Raw genomic sequence first — 17094 nt, forward strand, 5'->3', positions numbered from 1 at the left:
GGGGCGCCAGAGGAGAGCGCAGCCCCGGACCGAGCGCGGCGGTCACTCGAAGGCCGGAACCTCGTGCCGCAGATCGCCGGTGCCCTTGGCGAAGGTCAGGGTCAACTGCCCCTGCAGTTCCCGCTCCGCCGCCTCGTCCGTTTCCGGAAGGGAGGGCGGCAGCGGCGGGCTGACCAGGATGCCGGCGGCGGCCAGCGCGTCGCCCAGCGCCGTCGTGCGGTTGGCGGGGACGCAGAAGGCGATGACCGCCATCACGTCGGAGAACAGCGTGTGGTCGACGATCCAGCCGCCGCTGCCGGTGATGCCGTCGGCCGCCGCCATCAGCGCGGCGGTCCGGTCGGTCTGCAAAACCGCTTCGAATCTCAGGATGGACATGGCCTGCCCTCCTTTTCGGGCTGCTCGGAAGGTCCAGTATGGACCGGCGGCACCGCCCCCTCAACCGGACAAAACCCCGCAGCCGCCCCGCGTCGGCTAGGCAGTTGCCCATCAGAAGAGTGCGGAAGGCCATGGTGCGGCGGATGCCTCCGCCGCACCGGCATGGTTGATTGCGGCCTGGGGTGCCCCGTCAGCCGATCCTCTTGGCGATCATGAAGGTGCCATAGCTCATGCTGAGCAGGTTGGTGGTTGACGGATTGTTTTGATGAGCCGCCATCTGCACATAGTCACTGGTTCCATTCAGCTCGACGACATCCATGCATACGGCGGCAAGGGAATAGGGGCTGGGCGCCGAGACGTTAGACGTGGATGTCATTACTCCATTCTTCTGGATTGCCACCGCAAGCGACCCATTGGGCTGAACGATCATGTTCGTCTGCGCATAGATTTCGTAAAGCCCCGCCACGGAGGGCCTGAAGCTGTTGGTGGCGGCGTGGAACGCCCCTCCGATGTCGAGGCTTGCTGCGGCCAGATTGACTTTCGTCCAGACCTGACGGGGGATCGGCTGTTCGACGCCGTTCAGATTCGCCCGGCACACGACATTACCGCTGGTCACCTGCTTCAGGTCGCTCAACGCCCGCTCATCGACGATGTCGGCGTCGGTGATAGCCGAAGCCGTATCCTGCACAAACACCCGCGCCACCGGCAATGCGCCATCCGGAATGTTTGGCGGCGTGACGCTGTTCGGGCTACCCGCGACGACCGATGCCTCACCTGAAAGGCGATCAATGACCACGCGATCAATGCGGAAGCCGGAAGCCGGCCTGGCGAAGGGACCGACCACCTGCGTATCGACCTCCGTCAGCGTGGTGCCGGCGAAAAGATGGCCCGGATCGACAATGATCTTCATGCCCGGCGCGACCTGAGCATGCGGTGCGAAAGAACCGACAATGCGCTGGGCGACAGCCCAATTGGTAACACTCTGGGACAGCTCGGACGGGTTGAAAGAATAGGTGCTCATGGTCAACTCCTTGACGCGATCAAATGGCTTCGGGATTCCCAAGGGCGATCAATGCCACCCTCAGAAAAAGGAATATCATCCTTTTTGACGGTTCTAAAGATATTTTTCCTATTTTTAGGATTATGAGGATGGTCCACCTGCCTGCCCGAAAGACGGCTGCCCTCACTCATGCCGTCCCCCGGTAACGGGCAGCCGCTAGGCAGTCGTCTCCGCCTGTCCTATCTTCCGGCATCCCGTTCCCAAGACAGCGATCCCCGAAAACCGCCATGCCCTTGCCCACCGTGACGCGCAGCCTGTCGGCCAAGCTGCTGGTGCTGACCGTGCTGTTCGTCCTGCTGGCCGAAGTGCTGATCTACACGCCGTCCATCGCCCGTTATCGCCTGACCTATCTGGAGGAGCGGCTGGCCGCCGCCCATCTCGCCGCCCTGTCGGTGGAGGCGACGCCGGACATGATGGTGGCGATGGAGCTTCAGAACGAGCTGCTGGCCCATGTCGGCGCCCACGCGGTGGAGCTGATCCGGCCGGACAGCCGCGTCTACATGCTGTCCCGTTCCATGCCGCCGACGGTGGACGCCGTCTTCGACCTGCGCGGCGCCATGGCGCCGCGGCTGACCGCCGACGCCTTCATGGCGTTGGCCCAGCGGCGCGACCGGGTGATCCGGGTGATCGGGCCGTCGCCCAAGGACCCCGCCTTCCAGGTCGACATGGTGATGGACGAGCGGCCGATGATCCAGGCGATGATCGACTTCTCGGGCCGCATCCTGGCGCTGTCGGTGGCGATCTCGCTGATCGCCGCGGTTCTGGTCTTCGTCTCGCTGACCCGGCTGCTGGTGCGGCCGATGCGCCGCCTGACCGAGGGGCTGGTCGCCATCCGCCGCGACCCCGACGGCACGCCCCCCTTCCAGCCGAGCGCCCGCACCGACGAGATCGGCGTGGCGGAGCGCGAGCTGGCCGACATGCAGGCCACCATCCGCAGCGCTCTGCGCCAACGGGAACGGCTGGCCGCGCTGGGCACCGCGGTCGCCAAGATCAACCACGACCTGCGCGCCATCCTGTCGACTGCCGCCCTGCTGTCGGAACGGCTGGCCGAGAGCGCCGATCCGGAGGTGCGGCGGGTCACGCCGCGGCTGATGGCCTCCATCGACCGGGCGGTGGAACTGTGCGGCCAGACCATGACCTACACCCGCGACGGCCTGCTGCCCCTGGCGCGGACCGCGGTGCCGCTGCGCCCGCTGGTCGAGGAGGCCGGGACCATCGCGCTGGCTGCCCTGCGCCCGGATGGGGAGCGGGCGGAGCTGCGCTGGAACAACCGGGTGCCGGAGGGGCTGACCGTCCGCGCCGACGCCGCCCAGCTCTCCCGCGCTCTGGTCAATCTGGGGCGCAACGCGGCGCAGGCGGGGGCCGGAGCGGTGACGGTGATGGTGGAGACCCGGCCCGGCGGCGGGCTGATCCTGCTGGTCGCCGACGACGGACCGGGCCTGCCGCCGCGGGCGCGGGACAACCTGTTCCAGCCCTTCGCCGGCTCGGCAAGGGCTGGCGGCGTCGGGCTCGGCCTCGCCATCGCGCGAGAGGTGCTGCGCGCCCATGGCGGCGACCTGCGGCTGGTGGAGAGCACCGCGGCGGGCACCGTCTTCGCGCTGGAGCTTCCCCCGGGGATCGTCGTGGAGGGTGCCGCCCGGGTGGGCGAAATGCCCACATCGGAATCGCCCATCCCGGATTGATTTCCGGCGCCCGCTCCACCAGAATTCGCGGCACGGTCAACCCGTCGGCATCCCGCCGGGCGCACGCCCCGCGCGGGACCGGCAGCGAAGGAAGGGAACGGGACTTTGGAAGGCACGGGCAAGTGGATCACCGGGGGGATCCTGGGCTTCATGGCGTTCATCGGCCTGCTGGCGGCGTCGCGCGCGGCGGACACGGCGTTCTATTATGGCGGCTGGCTGCTGGCCATCGGCTGCATCGGGACGATCTTCATGATGGTCACGAAGCACTACAACCAGATGGACGAGCAGATCGCCCGCCAGCGCGAGCAGGAATAACCCACAACCCCCTTCAACCGGTGGAGGCCGGGCATGCCGTGGGACCCCGAACAATACGCACGGTTCGAGTCCTGGCGCCGCCGCCCGGCCCACGACCTCGTAGCGGCCCTGCCCTCCCTGACCCCGCGGACGGTGGTCGATCTCGGCTGCGGGGCCGGGCAGCTCGCCCGCCTGCTGGCCGAGCGCTGGCCGGAGGCCGAAGTGCTGGGGGTGGACAATTCCCCCGCCATGCTGGAACGCGCGCGGGCCACGCCGTCCCGCGTGCGCTGGCTCCAGGCCGACCTTGGGGTCTGGCGCCCCGACAAGCCAGTCGATCTGCTGATCTCCAACGCCGCCCTGCAATGGCTGGACGGGCACGAGCGGCTGTTCCCGGACCTGCTGCGGGCGCTGGCCCCCGGCGGGGTGCTGGCCGTGCAGATGCCCCGGAACTTCGACGCGCCCTCGCACCGCCTGTTGTACGAGACGGCGGCGGACGGCCCGTGGGCCGAGCGGCTGGCCCCGGTCCTGCGCACCGCACCGGTGCACGCGCCCGACGTCTATTACGGCTGGCTCGCCCCGCTCACCAAGCGTCTGGACCTCTGGGAGACCGAGTATCTCCAGGTTCTGGAGGGCGACGACCCGGTCCTGCAATGGACGCGCGGCACGACGCTGCTGCCCGTCCTGGACACGCTGGCGGGCGCGGAGCTGGACGCCTTCCTGGCGGCCTACCGCGCCCGGCTGAACGCCGCCTATCCCCGGCGCCCTGACGGCTGCACGCTGTTTCCCTTCAAGCGGCTGTTCCTCGTGGCGCGGGTGTAGACGGACGGCTTCCGGACGTTACGACGCCGGCCTGGGCTGCTTCGCGGCGGTGAGGATGTTCGCCACGCCCACCGCGTTCATGCCGGCGCGGGTGCCGATGGCCGACAGCGACTCGCCGGGCTGGGCCTCGATGTTGGCGGCCTTGAGCGCCTGGATGGCCTTTTCGGGGTCCAAACCGAAGACCGGCGCCACCGTCGCCAGCGGGGCGTTCGCCACCGCCCGCATCATCGCGCCGGGGCCGCCGGTGGAGGCCGGAGTTCCGGTCATCGCCGTGAAGACCAGCGAGCCGACGACGCTGACCACGAAGGCCGACAGGGCCACGTTGCGCTTGAAATACTGGAGGAAGGCTGTCCAGTTGCGCGCCAGATGCCACAGGCCGATGGCGGAGAAGCCGACGCTGAGCCATTCGTGGGAGAAGCGCACCAGATTGCCGTTCCAGTGCAGCAGCAGCATGATTCCCGTCACCGTGGAGACGACGAACAGGACGATGGTCACCGGCGTGACGATCTGCCGGGTGATGGTGGAGGAAATGGAGGGCATGGGGAAGGACGGCTCGCGGGTTGAACGGAATGCGGCCAAAGTGAGGCCCGATTGTAACCGCTTGATGTCCCGCACCGCCGCCGAACGTTACAGAGTGTAACGGCGCCCGGCGGCGCCCGCGCGCTTGACCACCCCGCCCCACGGTCCAGATGACTGCGTGATCCTAGCGCGTGATCGTGGTGCAACCATAAGGGCTTCCGGTTCATGGGCACGCAGGAACAGCCGGAAGCGTGGCGCGACGAGAGCGAGGAGCGCCTGCGCGCCTTCATCGAAAGCGCGCCGCGCAAGATGTGGATCGCCCGGCCCGACGGGACGGTCGAGTTTTTCAACCGTGAATGGCGCGACTACACCGGACAGGGCGGCGCCGAGGGCATGCTGAACTGGCGGGAGGCTGTCCACCCCGCCGACCGTCCACGCCTGGACGAGGTGCGCGGCCGGGCGGTTCCCCTGGGCCAGCCCTACGACGTCCAGGTCCGGCTGCGGCGGCGGAGCGACGGGAAGCACCGCTGGCACATCGGGCGGGTGTCCCCCGTCCATCTGCATGGTCGCTTGATCGCCTGGATCGGGGCCGCGACGGACATCGACAACCGCGTCCGCGCCGAGGCCGCCCTGCGCGAGAGCGAGGCCAACTTCCGCACCATGGCCAACGCCATCCCGCAGCTCGCCTGGATGCGCGATCCCGCCGACTACAGCATCTGGTACAACCAACGCTGGTTCGACTTCACCGGCACCTCGATGGAGCAGATGCAGAACGACGGCTGGTGGACGGTGATCCATCCCGACCACGCCGACCTGATGCTGGAGGCCGTCACCGCCGCGCGGGCGGAGGGCCGGTCCTGGGAGTACACCGCGCCGCTGCGCCGCCGCGACGGCCTGTACCGCTGGCATCTGTTCCGCGCCGTGCCCATCCGCGACGAGACCGCCGGCACCATCATCCGCTGGTTCGGCACCAGCACCGACATCAACGAGCAGCGCGAGGCGCAGGAGCGCCAGCGGCTGCTGACCCAGGAGGTCAGCCACCGGGTGAAGAACAGTCTGGCGCTGGTCGCGGCGCAGCTCTCGCTCCAGGCTCGCGCGTCGGACAACGATGACGCCCGCAGCGTCCTGATGGACGCCTACAGCCGCGTCCTGACCATCGCCGGGGTGCACGACCATCTGTGGCGGCAGTACGACGCAAGCTTCATCGACATGTCCGGCTTCCTGCACGGCCTCTGCCGGAAGCTTCAGGAAACCGCGCCGGGCCATGACCTGAGCTTCGCCGGCGACCGGGTGATCGTGCCTACCGATCAGGCCGTCCCCATCGGTCTGGTGGTCAACGAGCTGGTGACCAACGCTTTGAAATACGCTTATCCCGGCGACCGCGGGGGGCCGATCCGCGTGACCCTGCGCCGGGACGGCGAGGACGCGATGATCCTGGAGGTGATGGACCGGGGCGTCGGCCTTCCCACCGGCTTCGACCTGGCAGCGCCGACGAAGAGCCTCGGCATGCGGTTGCTGGTCAACACCGTCCGGCAAATCAACGCCACGGTGGACGCCGAACGCCTCGATCCGGGAACCCGCTTCGCCGTCGCCATTCCGGTCGGGCGGGGGTGACTTACGCCTTCTCGATGTAGGCCAGCAGCGGTTCCCAGTCGGCGCGATGCTCGGCGGCGCGCTTGCCGGTCAGGTCGAACAGGCTGAGGCCGGAGGCCGCGGCGTCGGCGTAGATCTGGCTGTCGCGCAGGCGGGTCACCACGCTGTGCCCGACCCCGCCGAGGAACTGGTCAAGACGGTCCGCCGCCTTGGTGCGGGCGCGCAGGCGGTTGCCGACCACCGCCACCGACTTGCGGTTCTTGGCGATGGACTTCAGCTCTTCCAGCTTGCCGAGGAAGCGCTGCGTCGCCTGCTCGTCGAAGGCGCTGGGCAGCACCGGCAGGACGACGACGTCGGCCATCCGCACCAGATCCTCGATCTGCTTGGTCTTCAGCGCGGCCGGCGCGTCGATGACGAGGCGCTGGATGCCCTTCGGCGCGTCGGACAGGTCCTTCGCCCAGTCCAGACCGACCAGGGCGGAAGCCGTGGCCGGGCGGCGGGCCAGCCAGCCGAGCGAGGAGCGCTGGCGGTCCACGTCGGCCAGCGCCGTGCTGTGCCCGGCGGCGGCGCAGGCCGCGGCGAGGTGGGTGGCGATCGTGGTCTTGCCGCAACCGCCCTTGATGTTGGCGACGAGGATGGTCCGCATGGGCGGGAAGATTACCCCTCCCGGTCGGGCTTTGACCAGAAGGCTTTCGCGTCGGCGAACTCCTTCCACAGGTCGCGGAGCGCCGGTTCGGACTCCGCCACGCCGCGGGCGTGCCAGCCGATGACGATGCCGGCGGCGCGCGGCTCGCCCGGCTCGGGGCGGCTGCCGTCGTCGTGCAGCTCGTGCAGCAGGCGCGTCGCCGTCGCCACGTCGTTCAGATGGCCCAGCGCGTCCTGGAAGGCCGACAGGTCCTGGATGTAGCGGCGGGCCGGCTTGTCGTCGTAGAGGCTGCGGAAGAACTCCGCCGCGTAGCGCAGCTTCTTCAGGGCGATGCGCAGCTCGTGCCGCTCGGTCACCGACAGGCTCGCGAAGCCGTGGCCGGCGCGGCGGGCCTTCTTGGCGCGGCGCGACAGCAGATGGTCGGCCAGATCCTCCACCGGGTCGAACAGCCGGGCGGAATGCTCGCTGACCGGCTGGTCGCGCCAGCCCCGCGACTCGACCCAGGCGCCGAACTTCAGCAGGAAGCTGGTGTAGCGCTCGGACCGGATGGCCGCGCGCACCCCTTCGTAGGCGCGGTCGCGGCGGGCGCGCGCCGCGGCGGCCAGCGCGTCGATGTCCTCCTGGAGCGGCTTGCCGTGGCCGTCGGCGCGGTGGAAGGAGTCCTTCACCGGCTCCAGCAGTTCGTCCAGGAAGACGTCCCAGTCGCGCGCCGGGCCGAGGCTGCCGCCCAGCCACTTCACCTCGCCGACCAGCCAGGCGTAGGAGTCGGCGGGGATGAAGTCCTTGAACAAAGCGAGCGCCGAGCGCAGGCGGCGCAGCGCCACGCGCATCTGGTGGACGCCCTCCGCGTCCTCGCCGACCAGGGTGACCGCCTCGTTCGCCAGCATGTGGCCGATGCAGGAGCGCAGGATGCGGGCCAGCGCGCCTTCCACCGTGGTGTCGGGGTCAAGCTCCAGCTTGCCCGCCTTGACCACCTTGTCCACCGTGCCATCGGCCAGAGCGTAGCCGCGCTCCGCCTTGGTGCGCGGGTCGAGCCGCAGCGGGGCGGCCTGGGCCAGCTCCAGCGCCAGATCGTAGAGGACGGCGGCGGAGCCTTCGAGAAGCTCCAACTCCACCTCCGACACCGGGATGGAGGCGCCGTCGGGGCTGCGGATCTCGCCGCTGTCGAAGGCGACCTCGATGCGGCTGGCGGCGTCGCCCTCGCCCATCGTCACCACGCGCACGGTGCGCTGGATGAGCGTGGTGAACAGCGGTTGCAGCTCCGCCGCGCTGATCGAGCCCAGCAGGTCCAGCGCCTCCTGCGATTCAATGGCCGACAGGTCGGGGGCCGGTCCGGCGACCGGATGCTCCCACTCCGCCCGGCCAAGCTCGCCGTGCTCCGCCGCGCCCTTCACGGTCTGGAGATACTGGTTGCCGACCTTGCGCACACGCAACGTCACCAGCCGCCCGGCCAGACGCCGGTCGGCGGTGTCGTAATAGGTGCTTTCCAGGGTCTTGGTGCCGGCTTTTCCCTTGGCGCGGGATGCGACCGCCGGGCAGGACCGGAGCTTCGCCATGTCTTCGGCCCTGACGGCCAGCTTCAACTCGGTTTCCCGGTTGGACTCCGCTTCGACCACCATTCGTGCCCCGTCGTTTCCGGTGGATCCCCGTTTTGCACAGGCCCCAGCCACGGTCAAGTTACAGAACCATGACGCTTTTGTTGCAGTCCCCGCAATCAGGGATCCGTCTTTTCCAACACCAGGAGCTTGGACATGTAAGCGAGCGATGTCTCGCGCAGGCGCAACCCGGCGGCGGCGAACAGGGCGGGCAGGTCATCGCGGGCGTAATGGGCGTAGAAGGGCTCGTGGAAGGACTGCGGAAAGCGGTCGATCAGCCCGTCCATCATCGGATTGTCGCCATACTGCACGCTGTCCATGAGGACCAGGATGCCGCCGGGCTTCAGCACGCGGGCCATCTCGGCGGCGGCCTGGGCGCGGATCTTCGGCGGCAACTCGTGGAACAGGTAGATGCAGGTCACGATGTCCTGCGACCCGGTGGCCAGCGGGATCGCCTCCGCCGCCGCCTGGACCAGCGCGCTGCTGCGCGCCCAGGGGACGAGGTTGCGCCGCGCCTCGCGCAGATAGGCTGGGGAGAGGTCGAGCGCGGTGACCGGCAGGCGCGGGTGGTTGTCCTTCACGAAGGTCAAGAAGCGCCCCGTCCCGGCGGCCACGTCGAGCAGGCGGCAGTCGGCGCTCCGGCGCGTTTTCAGATGCTCAAAGATGGGCACCAGGACCTGGCGGCGCATGGCGTCGGCGCCGCCGCCGAACAGCACCTCCACCTGATGGTCGTAGAGGCGGGCACTCTCCTCCGTCAGGTAACCGCCGGTCTGGTAATGGAAGTTCTGGCGGTAGTAGGCAGGCAGCCCCCCGCTGCCGGGGGGCGGGTTGGCGCGCACCTCGACCGCCGCATGGTCGCGGCGGCGGCGCGACACCTCCGGCACGTCGCGAAAGAAGGCCGCAGCGTCGGTCAGCAGCCGGCGCGGGTCGGGCATCAGGTCGTGCGGCAGGCGGTAGTAGCCCGCCTCGATGTTGGCGAGGTCGCGGGCCAGCAGGGTGCGCAGCTCCTCCAGAATCGCGCGGGTGCCGGGCACCGGACGCCCGCCGGGCGGGGTGGTCCGCGGCGGTCCGGTGATCCGTCGGCCGATCCGCGCGGCCATCATGTACTGGCCGAGGAACCAGGCGACGCGGGCGGACTGGCTGGCCGCGTAAGCCAGCCGGGGGGCCAACCGGGGGGCCGGCCGGGGAGCCCGTTGGGCGAAGGACGGCGGGGTGAGTCTGTTCATGAGGATAGAGATGGGATCGGCGGTCCCGCCCGCCCAGAGCCCCGTCTTTTCGCCGCATGGGGCAACCGGTCGCCCACGCGGGCCGTTGCAAAGCGGCCGCCCCTGTGCTGGATTGCCCGGCAAAAGTTCAACCCGTAGGGACAGCAGCCATGACCGAGTTCAACACCATCGACGACCTCGACGTGAACGGCAAGACGGTGCTGGTGCGTGCCGACCTCAACGTCCCGATGCAGGACGGCAAGGTCTCCGACACGACCCGCATCGACCGTCTGGCGCCGACTCTGACCGAGCTGGCGAAGAAGGGTGCGAAGGTCGTGGTTCTGTCGCATTTCGGCCGCCCGAAGAACGGCCCGGACGCCAAGAACTCGCTGCGCAACGTGCTGGACGCGCTGAGCGCCGCCGTCGGCCAGACCGTCGCCTTCGGCGAGGATTGCGTCGGCGACAAGGCCAAGGCCGCCATCGACGGCGTGCAGCCGGGCGCCATCGTGCTGCTGGAGAACACCCGCTTCCACGCGGAAGAGGAAAAGAACGATCCGGCCTTCGCCAAGCAGATCGCCGCTCTGGGCGACCTCTACGTCAACGACGCCTTCTCCGCCGCGCACCGCGCCCACGCCTCGACCGAGGGCGTCGCCCAGTATCTGCCGGCCGCCGCCGGCCGCCTGATGCAGGCCGAGCTTGAGGCGCTGACCAAGGCGCTGGAAAAGCCGGAGCGCCCGGTGGCCGCCGTCGTCGGCGGCGCCAAGATCTCCACCAAGCTGGACCTGCTCGGCAACCTCGTGAAGAAGGTCGACATGCTGGCGCTGGGCGGCGGCATGGCCAACACCTTCCTCTACGCCCAGGGCGTGGATGTCGGGGCCTCGCTCTGCGAGAAGGACATGGCCGATCAGGCCCGCGCCATCATGGAGACCGCCAAGGCCGCCAACTGCGAGCTGCTGCTGCCAAAGGACTTCATCGTCGCCAAGGAGTTCAAGGCCGGTGCGGCCAACCGCGCCGTTCCGGCGGACGGCATCGGCGCCGACGAGATGGCGCTGGACGTCGGCCCCAAGACGGTCGAGTTCCTCGGCCTGAAGCTCCAGGGTGCCAAGACGGTGGTGTGGAACGGCCCGCTGGGCGCCTTCGAGATCCAGCCCTTCGACGCCGGCACCAACGCCGTCGCCGGCCTCGTCGCCGAGCGCACGTCGGAAGGCGGCCTGCTGTCGGTGGCCGGCGGCGGCGACACCGTGTCGGCGCTGGCCCACGCCGGCGTGGAGGAGAAGTTCACCTACATCTCCGCCGCCGGCGGCGCCTTCCTGGAGTGGCTGGAAGGCAAGGACCTGCCGGGCGTCGCCGCGCTGAAGAAGAAGTAAGGTTTGGGGGAGTGGGTGGGTGGTCGCGACGGCCCCCCACCCTTCCCGCTTCGCGGGCCCCTTCCCTCCCCCGCTTCGCAGGGGAGGGAGATTTAGTCCCCTCCCCTGCGAAGCGGGGGAGGGCTAGGGAGGGGGCAAGAACCTCCCCTCCCAAACACGTTACAAAGGCCGCCGCGCCTTCAGCGCCGCGGTCAGAGTCCCATCGTCCAGATAGTCCAGTTCCCCGCCCACCGGCACGCCATGGGCCAGACGGGACACGGAAACCCCGCTGCCGGACAGGCGGTCGGTCACCACATGGGCGGTCGTCTGCCCGTCCACCGTGGCGTTCAGCGCCAGGATGACCTCGGTCACCGCCGGGTCCTTCGCGCGCTCCACCAGGGACGGGATGTTCAGATCGTCCGGCCCCACCCCCTGCAAGGCCGACAGCGTGCCACCCAGGACATGGTAGGTGCCGTGAAAGGCGCGCGTGCGCTCCAGCGCCCAGAGGTCGCCGGCATCCTCCACCACACAGATGGTCGAGCGGTCGCGGCTGTGGTCGGAACAGACGGAGCAGGGATCGCGGCTGTCAAGGTTGCCGCAGACCGAGCAGTTGCGGATGGCCTCCGCGGCGAGCGCCATGGATTCGGACAGCGGCACCAGCAGGCTGTCGCGGCGCTTCATCAGGTGCAGCGCCGCCCGCCGCGCCGACCGCGGCCCCAGCCCCGGCAGCTTGGACAGGAGCTGGATCAGGCGCTCGATTTCAGGTCCGATCATTCACGGCTTCGTTCGTCAATGGGTGGCCGGGCCGACCCTACGGCCCGGCCTTTCAACGCTTAGAACGGCAGCTTCATGCCCGGCGGCAGCTTCATCCCGCCCATCAGGTTCTGGGTCTCGTTGGCGACGTGCTGCTCCACCTTGGCCTTGGCGTCGTTGAAGGCGGCGATAATCAGGTCCTCCAGGACCTCGATGTCCTCCGGATCGACGATCGACTTGTCGAGCTTGATCTTCTTCATCTCGCCCTTGCCGTTGACCGTGACGTTGACCATCCCGGCGCCCGACTGGCCGGTCATCTCGACCTCGCCCAGGCGGGCCTGCATCTCCTGCATCTTGGCCTGCATCTGCTGGGCCTGCTTCATCATCTGGCCGAGGTTCTTCATGGGTCAGAAATCTCCTTCATCGTCGAGCGGGTAATAGACCCCGTCGTCCTGCTGCATGACCATAAGGTCGGGATTCTCCCCGTCATCCGCAACCTGGGGCTCGGCCTCGACCGCTGCCTTGAGATCGCGGACATCGGTGATCTTCGCGCCGGGAAAGGCGTCCAGAACGGCGCGCACCACCGGATGCGCCTCCGCCTCCTCCAGCGCACGCCTCTGGGCGGCCTGCTCCTGCTGGATCAGCGTCGGCTCGCCCGGCGCGTCCGAGACGATGACGACCCAGCGCTGGCCGGTCCATTCCGTCAACAGCTGGCCGACGCGATTCGGCAGGGTCGACGGGGCCAGGGTCGTCAGCCGCAGTTCCAGCCGTCCCGGCTCCAGGCGCACCAGATGGACGCTGCCGGTCAGATGGCCGTAGAGAGCGCCCTCGCGCTTCTCCGCGAAGAGCTGGACCAGCGTGCGGAAGTCGCGCGGCATCGCCACGCGCTCCTCGTCCGCCACGGCGACGGCAACGGTTTGCACGGGTTGGGGAGACGGCTGCGGGCTCGGCTGGGCCTGGGCGACGGCGCGCACGGCGGAGCCGCCAACCGCCACCGGCCCGCCGCCGGGACCGCGCGGGGCCGAGCCACCGCCTTGTCCACCCTGCCCACCACCATTCTGCAAATTCTGGAACTGGCGGATCAGGTCGCCCGGAGTCGGCATATCGGCGGCGTAGGACAGCCGCACGATGACCATCTCCAACGCCTGCTGCGGCACCGGGGCCGCCTGCACCTCGCCCAACCCCTTCAGCAGGAGCTGCCACGCGCGGGTCAGCGCCGGCATGCCGAGCTTCGCCGACAGGGCGGCGCCGCGGGTGCGCTCCGCCTCCGGCAGGCCGGGGTCGTTGGCGCTGTCCGGCACCACCTTCAGCCGCGTCAGATTGTGCACGAGGTCGAGAAGGTCCTGGAGGATCACCACCGGATCGGCGCCGACGCGGTGCAGGTCGGACAGCAGGTCCATCGCCTCCGCCGGCTTGGCCGAGACGGCGGCCTCGAACAGGTCGATCACCTTGCTGCGGTCGGCCAGCCCCAGCATGTCGCGCACCTGCTGCGCGGTCACCGTGCCGGCGGCCAGAGCGATGGCCTGGTCGAGCAGCGACAATCCGTCGCGCACCGACCCGTCGGCGGCGCGCGCGATCAGCGCGGCGGCGTCCGGCTCGATTCCCGCCCCCTCCAGCCCGGTGATGCGGGTGAAGTGCTCCTTCAGCACCTGGGCGTCGACGCGCCGCAGGTCGAAGCGCTGGCAGCGCGAGAGCACCGTCACCGGCACCTTGCGGATCTCGGTGGTGGCGAAGACGAACTTCACATGGGCCGGCGGTTCCTCCAGCGTCTTCAGGAGCGCGTTGAACGCGCTCTTGGAGAGCATGTGGACCTCGTCGATGATGTAGAGCTTGTAGCGCGCCGAGACGGGGGCGTAGCGCACGCCGTCGATGATCTCGCGGATGTCGTCCACGCCGGTGTGGCTGGCGGCGTCCATCTCCATCACGTCGACGTGGCGGTCCTCGGCGATGGCCCGGCAGTTGTCGCAGACGCCGCAGGGCGTCACCGTCGGCCCGCCGGTGCCGTCCGGCCCGGTGCAGTTCAGCGCGCGGGCGATGATGCGGGCGGTGGTCGTCTTGCCCACCCCGCGCACGCCGGTCAGCATGAAGGCCTGGGCGATGCGGCCCGAATGGATGGCGTTGGTCAGGGTGCGGACGAGCGCGTCCTGCCCGATCAGCTCGGCAAAGCTCTTCGGACGGTATTTCCGCGCCAGAACCCGGTAGGCAAGGCCCCCGGATGTCCCGGAAACGGAAGAGGATGCATCGGCAACGGTGGTATCGGTCACGCGGCTGGCCCGGTAATCGGCTTCACGACGGAGCGCAGAATAGCGTCACGGCACGGGGCTGTCGCCGTTTCAATTCGCTGCAGGACTTTATGGGGAAGGGTGGGAGGCTGGACGAACGACCCGAGCCGAAACTCGTTACGGCTGCTTCCTTCCGGACCTGACCGGGTTGGCGAGGGACTCGTCCGCCGCCAGCCTCCCGCGCCTTATATCGGCGATCACGCCGCCCCATGCAAGGCCAATCTGCCGGCTTTCCGTTTGAGGCGGAACGAAAAAGCCCCGCGTCCGGCGGAACGCGGGGCTTTTGCCTGTTTCCCGGATGGGACCGCTGCGCGTTACTGCGGCAGCGGCGCCGGGCTGTCGGACAGCGAGCGCAGATAGGCGATGATGTTCGCCCGTTCCTGATCCTTCTTCACGCCGGCGAAGGTCATCTTGGTGCCCGGCGCGTAGGCCTTCGGGTCGTAGAGGAAGTGGTTCAGCTCGTCGTAATTCCAGGGGCCGGCCTTGCCCTTGATGGCGTCGGAATAGGCGAAGCCGTCCAGATGGCCGTGCGGGGCGCCGACGATGCCGTAGAGGTTCGGGCCGACCTTGTTCGGGCCGCCCTTGTCGAAGCTGTGGCAGGCGGCGCAGGCCTTGGCCGCGGACTGGCCGGCGGCGGCGTCGGCCTTGGCGAGCAGCGGGGCGATCTCGGCGGGGCCGGACGGGGCGGCGCCACCGCTGGGGGCAGGAGCGGCGCCATCCGGCATGGCCACCACATAGCCGGGTTTCTCAGGCGTCTTCGGGTGCACCAGAACTTCCGCGGCGAAGCCGGCCAACATGGCGATCAGACCCGCCAGCAGCACGGCGCCGAAAATCTTGTTCCACTCCATGCTCATAACGTCTTGTTCCCCTTTTTTGTCGTGCCGCGGGCCCGTCGCCAGGGCTGGCTGGTTCTCCGCCGCACGATAGCGTGACCGCGGCGGCTTGTCACCGCTTCGGCCCCCTCCCTTGCCACAGGAATATCGGTTCCCCGACTGTTGGCCAGTTGAATATTGGAGTGACGCCGCTTGACGCAAAGGGCGATCCATGGTTCACCCGCCCCACCTTTCCGACGTGACAGGGGGCCGTTCCACCATGAACGCCAACGCAGATATCCAGAGCACGGCGAACCCGCCGCCCTCGAATCCAATCGTCGTAATCCCAGCCCGCATGGCCTCCACCCGCCTGCCGGGCAAGCCGCTGGCCGACATCGGCGGGGCGCCGATGATCGTGCAGGTGTGGCGCCGCGCCATGGAGGCAGAGATCGGCCCGGTGGTGGTCGCCTGCGCCGAGCCGGAGATCGCCGCGGCGGTGGAGGCGGCGGGCGGGACCGCCGTGCTGACCCGGCCCGACCATCCCTCGGGCTCCGACCGCATCTTCGAGGCGGTCGGCCTGCTCGACCCGGAGGGGAAATACGACGCGGTGGTGAACGTGCAGGGCGACCTGCCGACCATCGAGCCCGCCGTGGTCCGCGCCGCCTTCGCCCCGCTGTCCGACCCGCAGGTGGACATCGCCACCCTGGTGGTCGAGATCACGCGGGAGGAGGAGCGCACCGACCCCAACGTGGTGAAGGCCGTCCTGGAGCTGCCGCCCGGCGCCCGGCGGGGCCGCGCCCTCTATTTCAGCCGCGCCACCGCGCCCTGGGGCGACGGGCCGCTGTTCCACCACATCGGGCTCTACGCCTACCGCCGCGCGGCGCTGGAGCGCTACGTCCGGCTGCCGCCCTCGGCGCTGGAGCAGCGGGAGCGGCTGGAGCAGTTGCGCGCCCTGGCCTTCGGGATGCGCATCGACGCCGCCGTCGTTGACGCGGTTCCGCTCGGCGTCGATACTCCCGCCGACCTGGAGCGCGCCCGCGCGATCCTCGCCAAGCGCACCTCCCTTTAAAAGAAGACCTTCCGATGACGACCTCGAACGTGATCGCCTTCCAGGGCCTGCCCGGCGCCTATTCGGACCTGTCCTGCCGGACGGTCTTTCCGGACATGACGACGCTGCCCTGCGCCACGTTCGAGGACGCCTTCGCCGCCGTGCGCGAGGGGCGTGCGGCGCTCGCCATGATCCCGGTGGAGAACTCCATCGCCGGGCGCGTGGCCGACAACCACCATCTGTTGCCCGAAGGCGGCCTGCACATCATCGGCGAGCATTTCCAGCGGGTGAACCACCAGCTCCTCGCTCCGAAGGGCGCGACGCTGGCCGGGCTGAAGACCGTGCGCAGCCACATCCAGGCGCTGTCCCAGTGCCGCAACATGACGCGGGAACTGGGTCTGACGGCGATCTCCCACGCCGACACCGCGGGCGCCGCCGCCGAGATCGCCAAGCTGGGCGACCCGCAGCACGCCGCCATCGCCTCCTCGCTGGCCGCGGACATCTACGGGCTGGACATCCTGAAGGGCGGCATCGAGGACGCGGAGCACAACACCACCCGCTTCCTGATCCTGTCCCGCGACCCGAAGACCCCGCCGCTGCCCGCCGAGGGGACCGGGGCCAAGATCATCACCACCTTCGTCTTCCGCGTGCGCAGCGTGCCGGCGGCCCTCTACAAGGCGCTGGGCGGCTTCGCCACCAACGGCATCAACATGACGAAGCTGGAAAGCTACATGGTCGGCGGGCACTTCACCCAGACCCAGTTCTACGCCGACGTGGAGGGCCATCCGGAGGAGCGCTCCCTGCGTCTGGCGCTGGAGGAGTTGGCCTTCTTCGCCCGCGCGGGCGAGGTGAAGATCCTGGGCGTCTACCCCGCCAACCCCTTCCGCTACCAGGAAAGCCAGCGCATCGGCGAGGATTGAGGGGCGGGACGAGCCGCGCCGCGCTTGCCCCCACCCTTCCCACGGCTTGCGCCGCGGGCCCCTTCCCTCCCCCGCTCTCGCAGGAGAGGGAAATTTAGTCCCCTCCCCTGCGCAGCGGGGGAGGGTTAGGGAGGGGGCAATGAGG

The 17094-nt window shown here is 69.3% G+C and carries 17 protein-coding genes and 1 other RNA gene; 7 read left to right on the forward strand and 11 right to left on the reverse strand.

Annotated elements, in window-relative coordinates; genetic code table 11:
* Positions 1 to 42: 42 nt before the first annotated feature.
* Positions 43 to 375 carry a hypothetical protein gene (locus tag Sp245p_RS13275; RefSeq protein ID WP_014239422.1) on the reverse strand — a complete coding sequence of 111 codons (333 nt, stop codon included), beginning with the start codon at positions 373 to 375 and terminating at the stop codon, positions 43 to 45.
* Between the two features lie 190 nt (positions 376 to 565).
* Positions 566 to 1396, reverse strand: a complete 831-nt coding sequence (locus Sp245p_RS13280) for a hypothetical protein (protein ID WP_014239421.1) — start codon at positions 1394 to 1396, stop codon at positions 566 to 568.
* 266 nt (positions 1397 to 1662) lie between these two features.
* Between Sp245p_RS13280 and Sp245p_RS13285 the strand changes: the two genes are divergently transcribed.
* The 3 genes from Sp245p_RS13285 to Sp245p_RS13290 all read left to right on the forward strand — a co-directional run bounded on the left by Sp245p_RS13285 (position 1663) and on the right by Sp245p_RS13290 (position 4230).
* Positions 1663 to 3117, forward strand: coding sequence for a sensor histidine kinase (locus tag Sp245p_RS13285; RefSeq protein WP_014239420.1), 1455 nt, complete (start codon positions 1663 to 1665; stop codon positions 3115 to 3117).
* Positions 3118 to 3267: 150 nt separating this feature from the next.
* A complete protein-coding gene (locus Sp245p_RS34910) occupies positions 3268 to 3432 on the forward strand; it encodes a hypothetical protein (protein WP_158310382.1) in 165 nt (54 codons plus the stop codon).
* Between the two features lie 33 nt (positions 3433 to 3465).
* The gene (locus Sp245p_RS13290; RefSeq protein WP_014239418.1) at positions 3466 to 4230 is read left to right on the forward strand and encodes a methyltransferase domain-containing protein; all 765 of its coding nucleotides are present in this window, start codon (positions 3466 to 3468) and stop codon (positions 4228 to 4230) included.
* Between the two features lie 18 nt (positions 4231 to 4248).
* Here the strand turns inward: Sp245p_RS13290 and Sp245p_RS13295 are convergent, their stop codons facing one another.
* Complete coding sequence (locus tag Sp245p_RS13295; protein ID WP_014239417.1) at positions 4249 to 4770, reverse strand: DUF4405 domain-containing protein; 522 nt, start codon at positions 4768 to 4770, stop codon at positions 4249 to 4251.
* 204 nt (positions 4771 to 4974) lie between these two features.
* Between Sp245p_RS13295 and Sp245p_RS13300 the strand changes: the two genes are divergently transcribed.
* Positions 4975 to 6363: a sensor histidine kinase gene (locus Sp245p_RS13300; RefSeq protein ID WP_014239416.1), complete on the forward strand. Its 1389-nt coding sequence runs from the start codon at positions 4975 to 4977 to the stop codon at positions 6361 to 6363.
* 1 nt (position 6364) lies between these two features.
* On the opposite strand, the gene Sp245p_RS13305 is transcribed toward Sp245p_RS13300, so the two are convergent.
* The 3 genes from Sp245p_RS13305 to Sp245p_RS13315 all read right to left on the reverse strand — a co-directional run bounded on the left by Sp245p_RS13305 (position 6365) and on the right by Sp245p_RS13315 (position 9809).
* A complete protein-coding gene (locus tag Sp245p_RS13305) occupies positions 6365 to 6988 on the reverse strand; it encodes a ParA family protein (protein WP_014239415.1) in 624 nt (207 codons plus the stop codon).
* Positions 6989 to 6999: 11 nt separating this feature from the next.
* Positions 7000 to 8607 (reverse strand): CYTH and CHAD domain-containing protein, encoded by a 1608-nt coding sequence (locus Sp245p_RS13310; RefSeq protein ID WP_014239414.1) that lies wholly within the window; start codon positions 8605 to 8607, stop codon positions 7000 to 7002.
* 95 nt (positions 8608 to 8702) lie between these two features.
* On the reverse strand, positions 8703 to 9809 hold the full coding sequence (locus Sp245p_RS13315; protein WP_014239413.1) for a class I SAM-dependent methyltransferase: 1107 nt from the start codon (positions 9807 to 9809) through the stop codon (positions 8703 to 8705).
* Positions 9810 to 9958: 149 nt separating this feature from the next.
* Here Sp245p_RS13315 and Sp245p_RS13320 point away from each other — a divergent pair, with 149 nt between their 5' ends.
* A complete protein-coding gene (locus Sp245p_RS13320; RefSeq protein WP_014239412.1) occupies positions 9959 to 11155 on the forward strand; it encodes a phosphoglycerate kinase in 1197 nt (398 codons plus the stop codon).
* Positions 11156 to 11314: 159 nt separating this feature from the next.
* Here Sp245p_RS13320 and recR read toward each other — a convergent pair whose 3' ends face one another.
* From recR to Sp245p_RS13345, 5 genes are all read right to left on the reverse strand, one after another.
* A complete protein-coding gene (gene recR, locus Sp245p_RS13325; RefSeq protein WP_014239410.1) occupies positions 11315 to 11908 on the reverse strand; it encodes a recombination mediator RecR in 594 nt (197 codons plus the stop codon).
* 59 nt (positions 11909 to 11967) lie between these two features.
* On the reverse strand, positions 11968 to 12291 hold the full coding sequence (locus Sp245p_RS13330) for a YbaB/EbfC family nucleoid-associated protein (RefSeq protein WP_014239409.1): 324 nt from the start codon (positions 12289 to 12291) through the stop codon (positions 11968 to 11970).
* Positions 12292 to 12294: 3 nt separating this feature from the next.
* Positions 12295 to 14151, reverse strand: a complete 1857-nt coding sequence (locus Sp245p_RS13335) for a DNA polymerase III subunit gamma/tau (protein ID WP_014239408.1) — start codon at positions 14149 to 14151, stop codon at positions 12295 to 12297.
* 99 nt (positions 14152 to 14250) lie between these two features.
* Positions 14251 to 14348, reverse strand: an RNA gene (gene ffs / locus Sp245p_RS13340) — signal recognition particle sRNA small type.
* A 135-nt stretch (positions 14349 to 14483) separates the two neighbouring features.
* Positions 14484 to 15023, reverse strand: a complete 540-nt coding sequence (locus Sp245p_RS13345; protein ID WP_014239407.1) for a c-type cytochrome — start codon at positions 15021 to 15023, stop codon at positions 14484 to 14486.
* A gap of 238 nt (positions 15024 to 15261) precedes the next feature.
* Here Sp245p_RS13345 and Sp245p_RS13350 point away from each other — a divergent pair, with 238 nt between their 5' ends.
* A complete protein-coding gene (locus Sp245p_RS13350) occupies positions 15262 to 16050 on the forward strand; it encodes a 3-deoxy-manno-octulosonate cytidylyltransferase (RefSeq protein WP_052584220.1) in 789 nt (262 codons plus the stop codon).
* A 14-nt stretch (positions 16051 to 16064) separates the two neighbouring features.
* A complete protein-coding gene (locus Sp245p_RS13355) occupies positions 16065 to 16949 on the forward strand; it encodes a prephenate dehydratase (protein WP_014239405.1) in 885 nt (294 codons plus the stop codon).
* The last annotated feature ends 145 nt before the right edge of the window (positions 16950 to 17094 follow it).

This window comes from Azospirillum baldaniorum, from assembly GCF_003119195.2.
Taxonomy (GTDB): Bacteria; Pseudomonadota; Alphaproteobacteria; order Azospirillales; family Azospirillaceae; genus Azospirillum; species Azospirillum baldaniorum.

Excerpts from the sequence above, each read along its gene's own strand:
- Sp245p_RS13345 (WP_014239407.1), bottom strand. The coding sequence starts at position 15,023 with ATGAGCATGGAGTGGAACAAGATTTTCGGCGCCGTGCTGCTGGCGGGT.
- Sp245p_RS13280 (WP_014239421.1), bottom strand. The coding sequence starts at position 1,396 with ATGAGCACCTATTCTTTCAACCCGTCCGAGCTGTCCCAGAGTGTTACC.
- Sp245p_RS34910 (WP_158310382.1), top strand. The coding sequence starts at position 3,268 with ATGGCGTTCATCGGCCTGCTGGCGGCGTCGCGCGCGGCGGACACGGCG.
- Sp245p_RS13350 (WP_052584220.1), top strand. The coding sequence starts at position 15,262 with ATGAACGCCAACGCAGATATCCAGAGCACGGCGAACCCGCCGCCCTCG.
- Sp245p_RS13295 (WP_014239417.1), bottom strand. The coding sequence starts at position 4,770 with ATGCCCTCCATTTCCTCCACCATCACCCGGCAGATCGTCACGCCGGTG.
- Sp245p_RS13315 (WP_014239413.1), bottom strand. The coding sequence starts at position 9,809 with ATGAACAGACTCACCCCGCCGTCCTTCGCCCAACGGGCTCCCCGGCCG.
- Sp245p_RS13285 (WP_014239420.1), top strand. The coding sequence starts at position 1,663 with ATGCCCTTGCCCACCGTGACGCGCAGCCTGTCGGCCAAGCTGCTGGTG.
- Sp245p_RS13320 (WP_014239412.1), top strand. The coding sequence starts at position 9,959 with ATGACCGAGTTCAACACCATCGACGACCTCGACGTGAACGGCAAGACG.
- Sp245p_RS13305 (WP_014239415.1), bottom strand. The coding sequence starts at position 6,988 with ATGCGGACCATCCTCGTCGCCAACATCAAGGGCGGTTGCGGCAAGACC.
- Sp245p_RS13310 (WP_014239414.1), bottom strand. The coding sequence starts at position 8,607 with ATGGTGGTCGAAGCGGAGTCCAACCGGGAAACCGAGTTGAAGCTGGCC.
- recR (WP_014239410.1), bottom strand. The coding sequence starts at position 11,908 with ATGATCGGACCTGAAATCGAGCGCCTGATCCAGCTCCTGTCCAAGCTG.
- Sp245p_RS13300 (WP_014239416.1), top strand. The coding sequence starts at position 4,975 with ATGGGCACGCAGGAACAGCCGGAAGCGTGGCGCGACGAGAGCGAGGAG.
- Sp245p_RS13355 (WP_014239405.1), top strand. The coding sequence starts at position 16,065 with ATGACGACCTCGAACGTGATCGCCTTCCAGGGCCTGCCCGGCGCCTAT.
- Sp245p_RS13275 (WP_014239422.1), bottom strand. The coding sequence starts at position 375 with ATGTCCATCCTGAGATTCGAAGCGGTTTTGCAGACCGACCGGACCGCC.
- Sp245p_RS13330 (WP_014239409.1), bottom strand. The coding sequence starts at position 12,291 with ATGAAGAACCTCGGCCAGATGATGAAGCAGGCCCAGCAGATGCAGGCC.
- Sp245p_RS13290 (WP_014239418.1), top strand. The coding sequence starts at position 3,466 with ATGCCGTGGGACCCCGAACAATACGCACGGTTCGAGTCCTGGCGCCGC.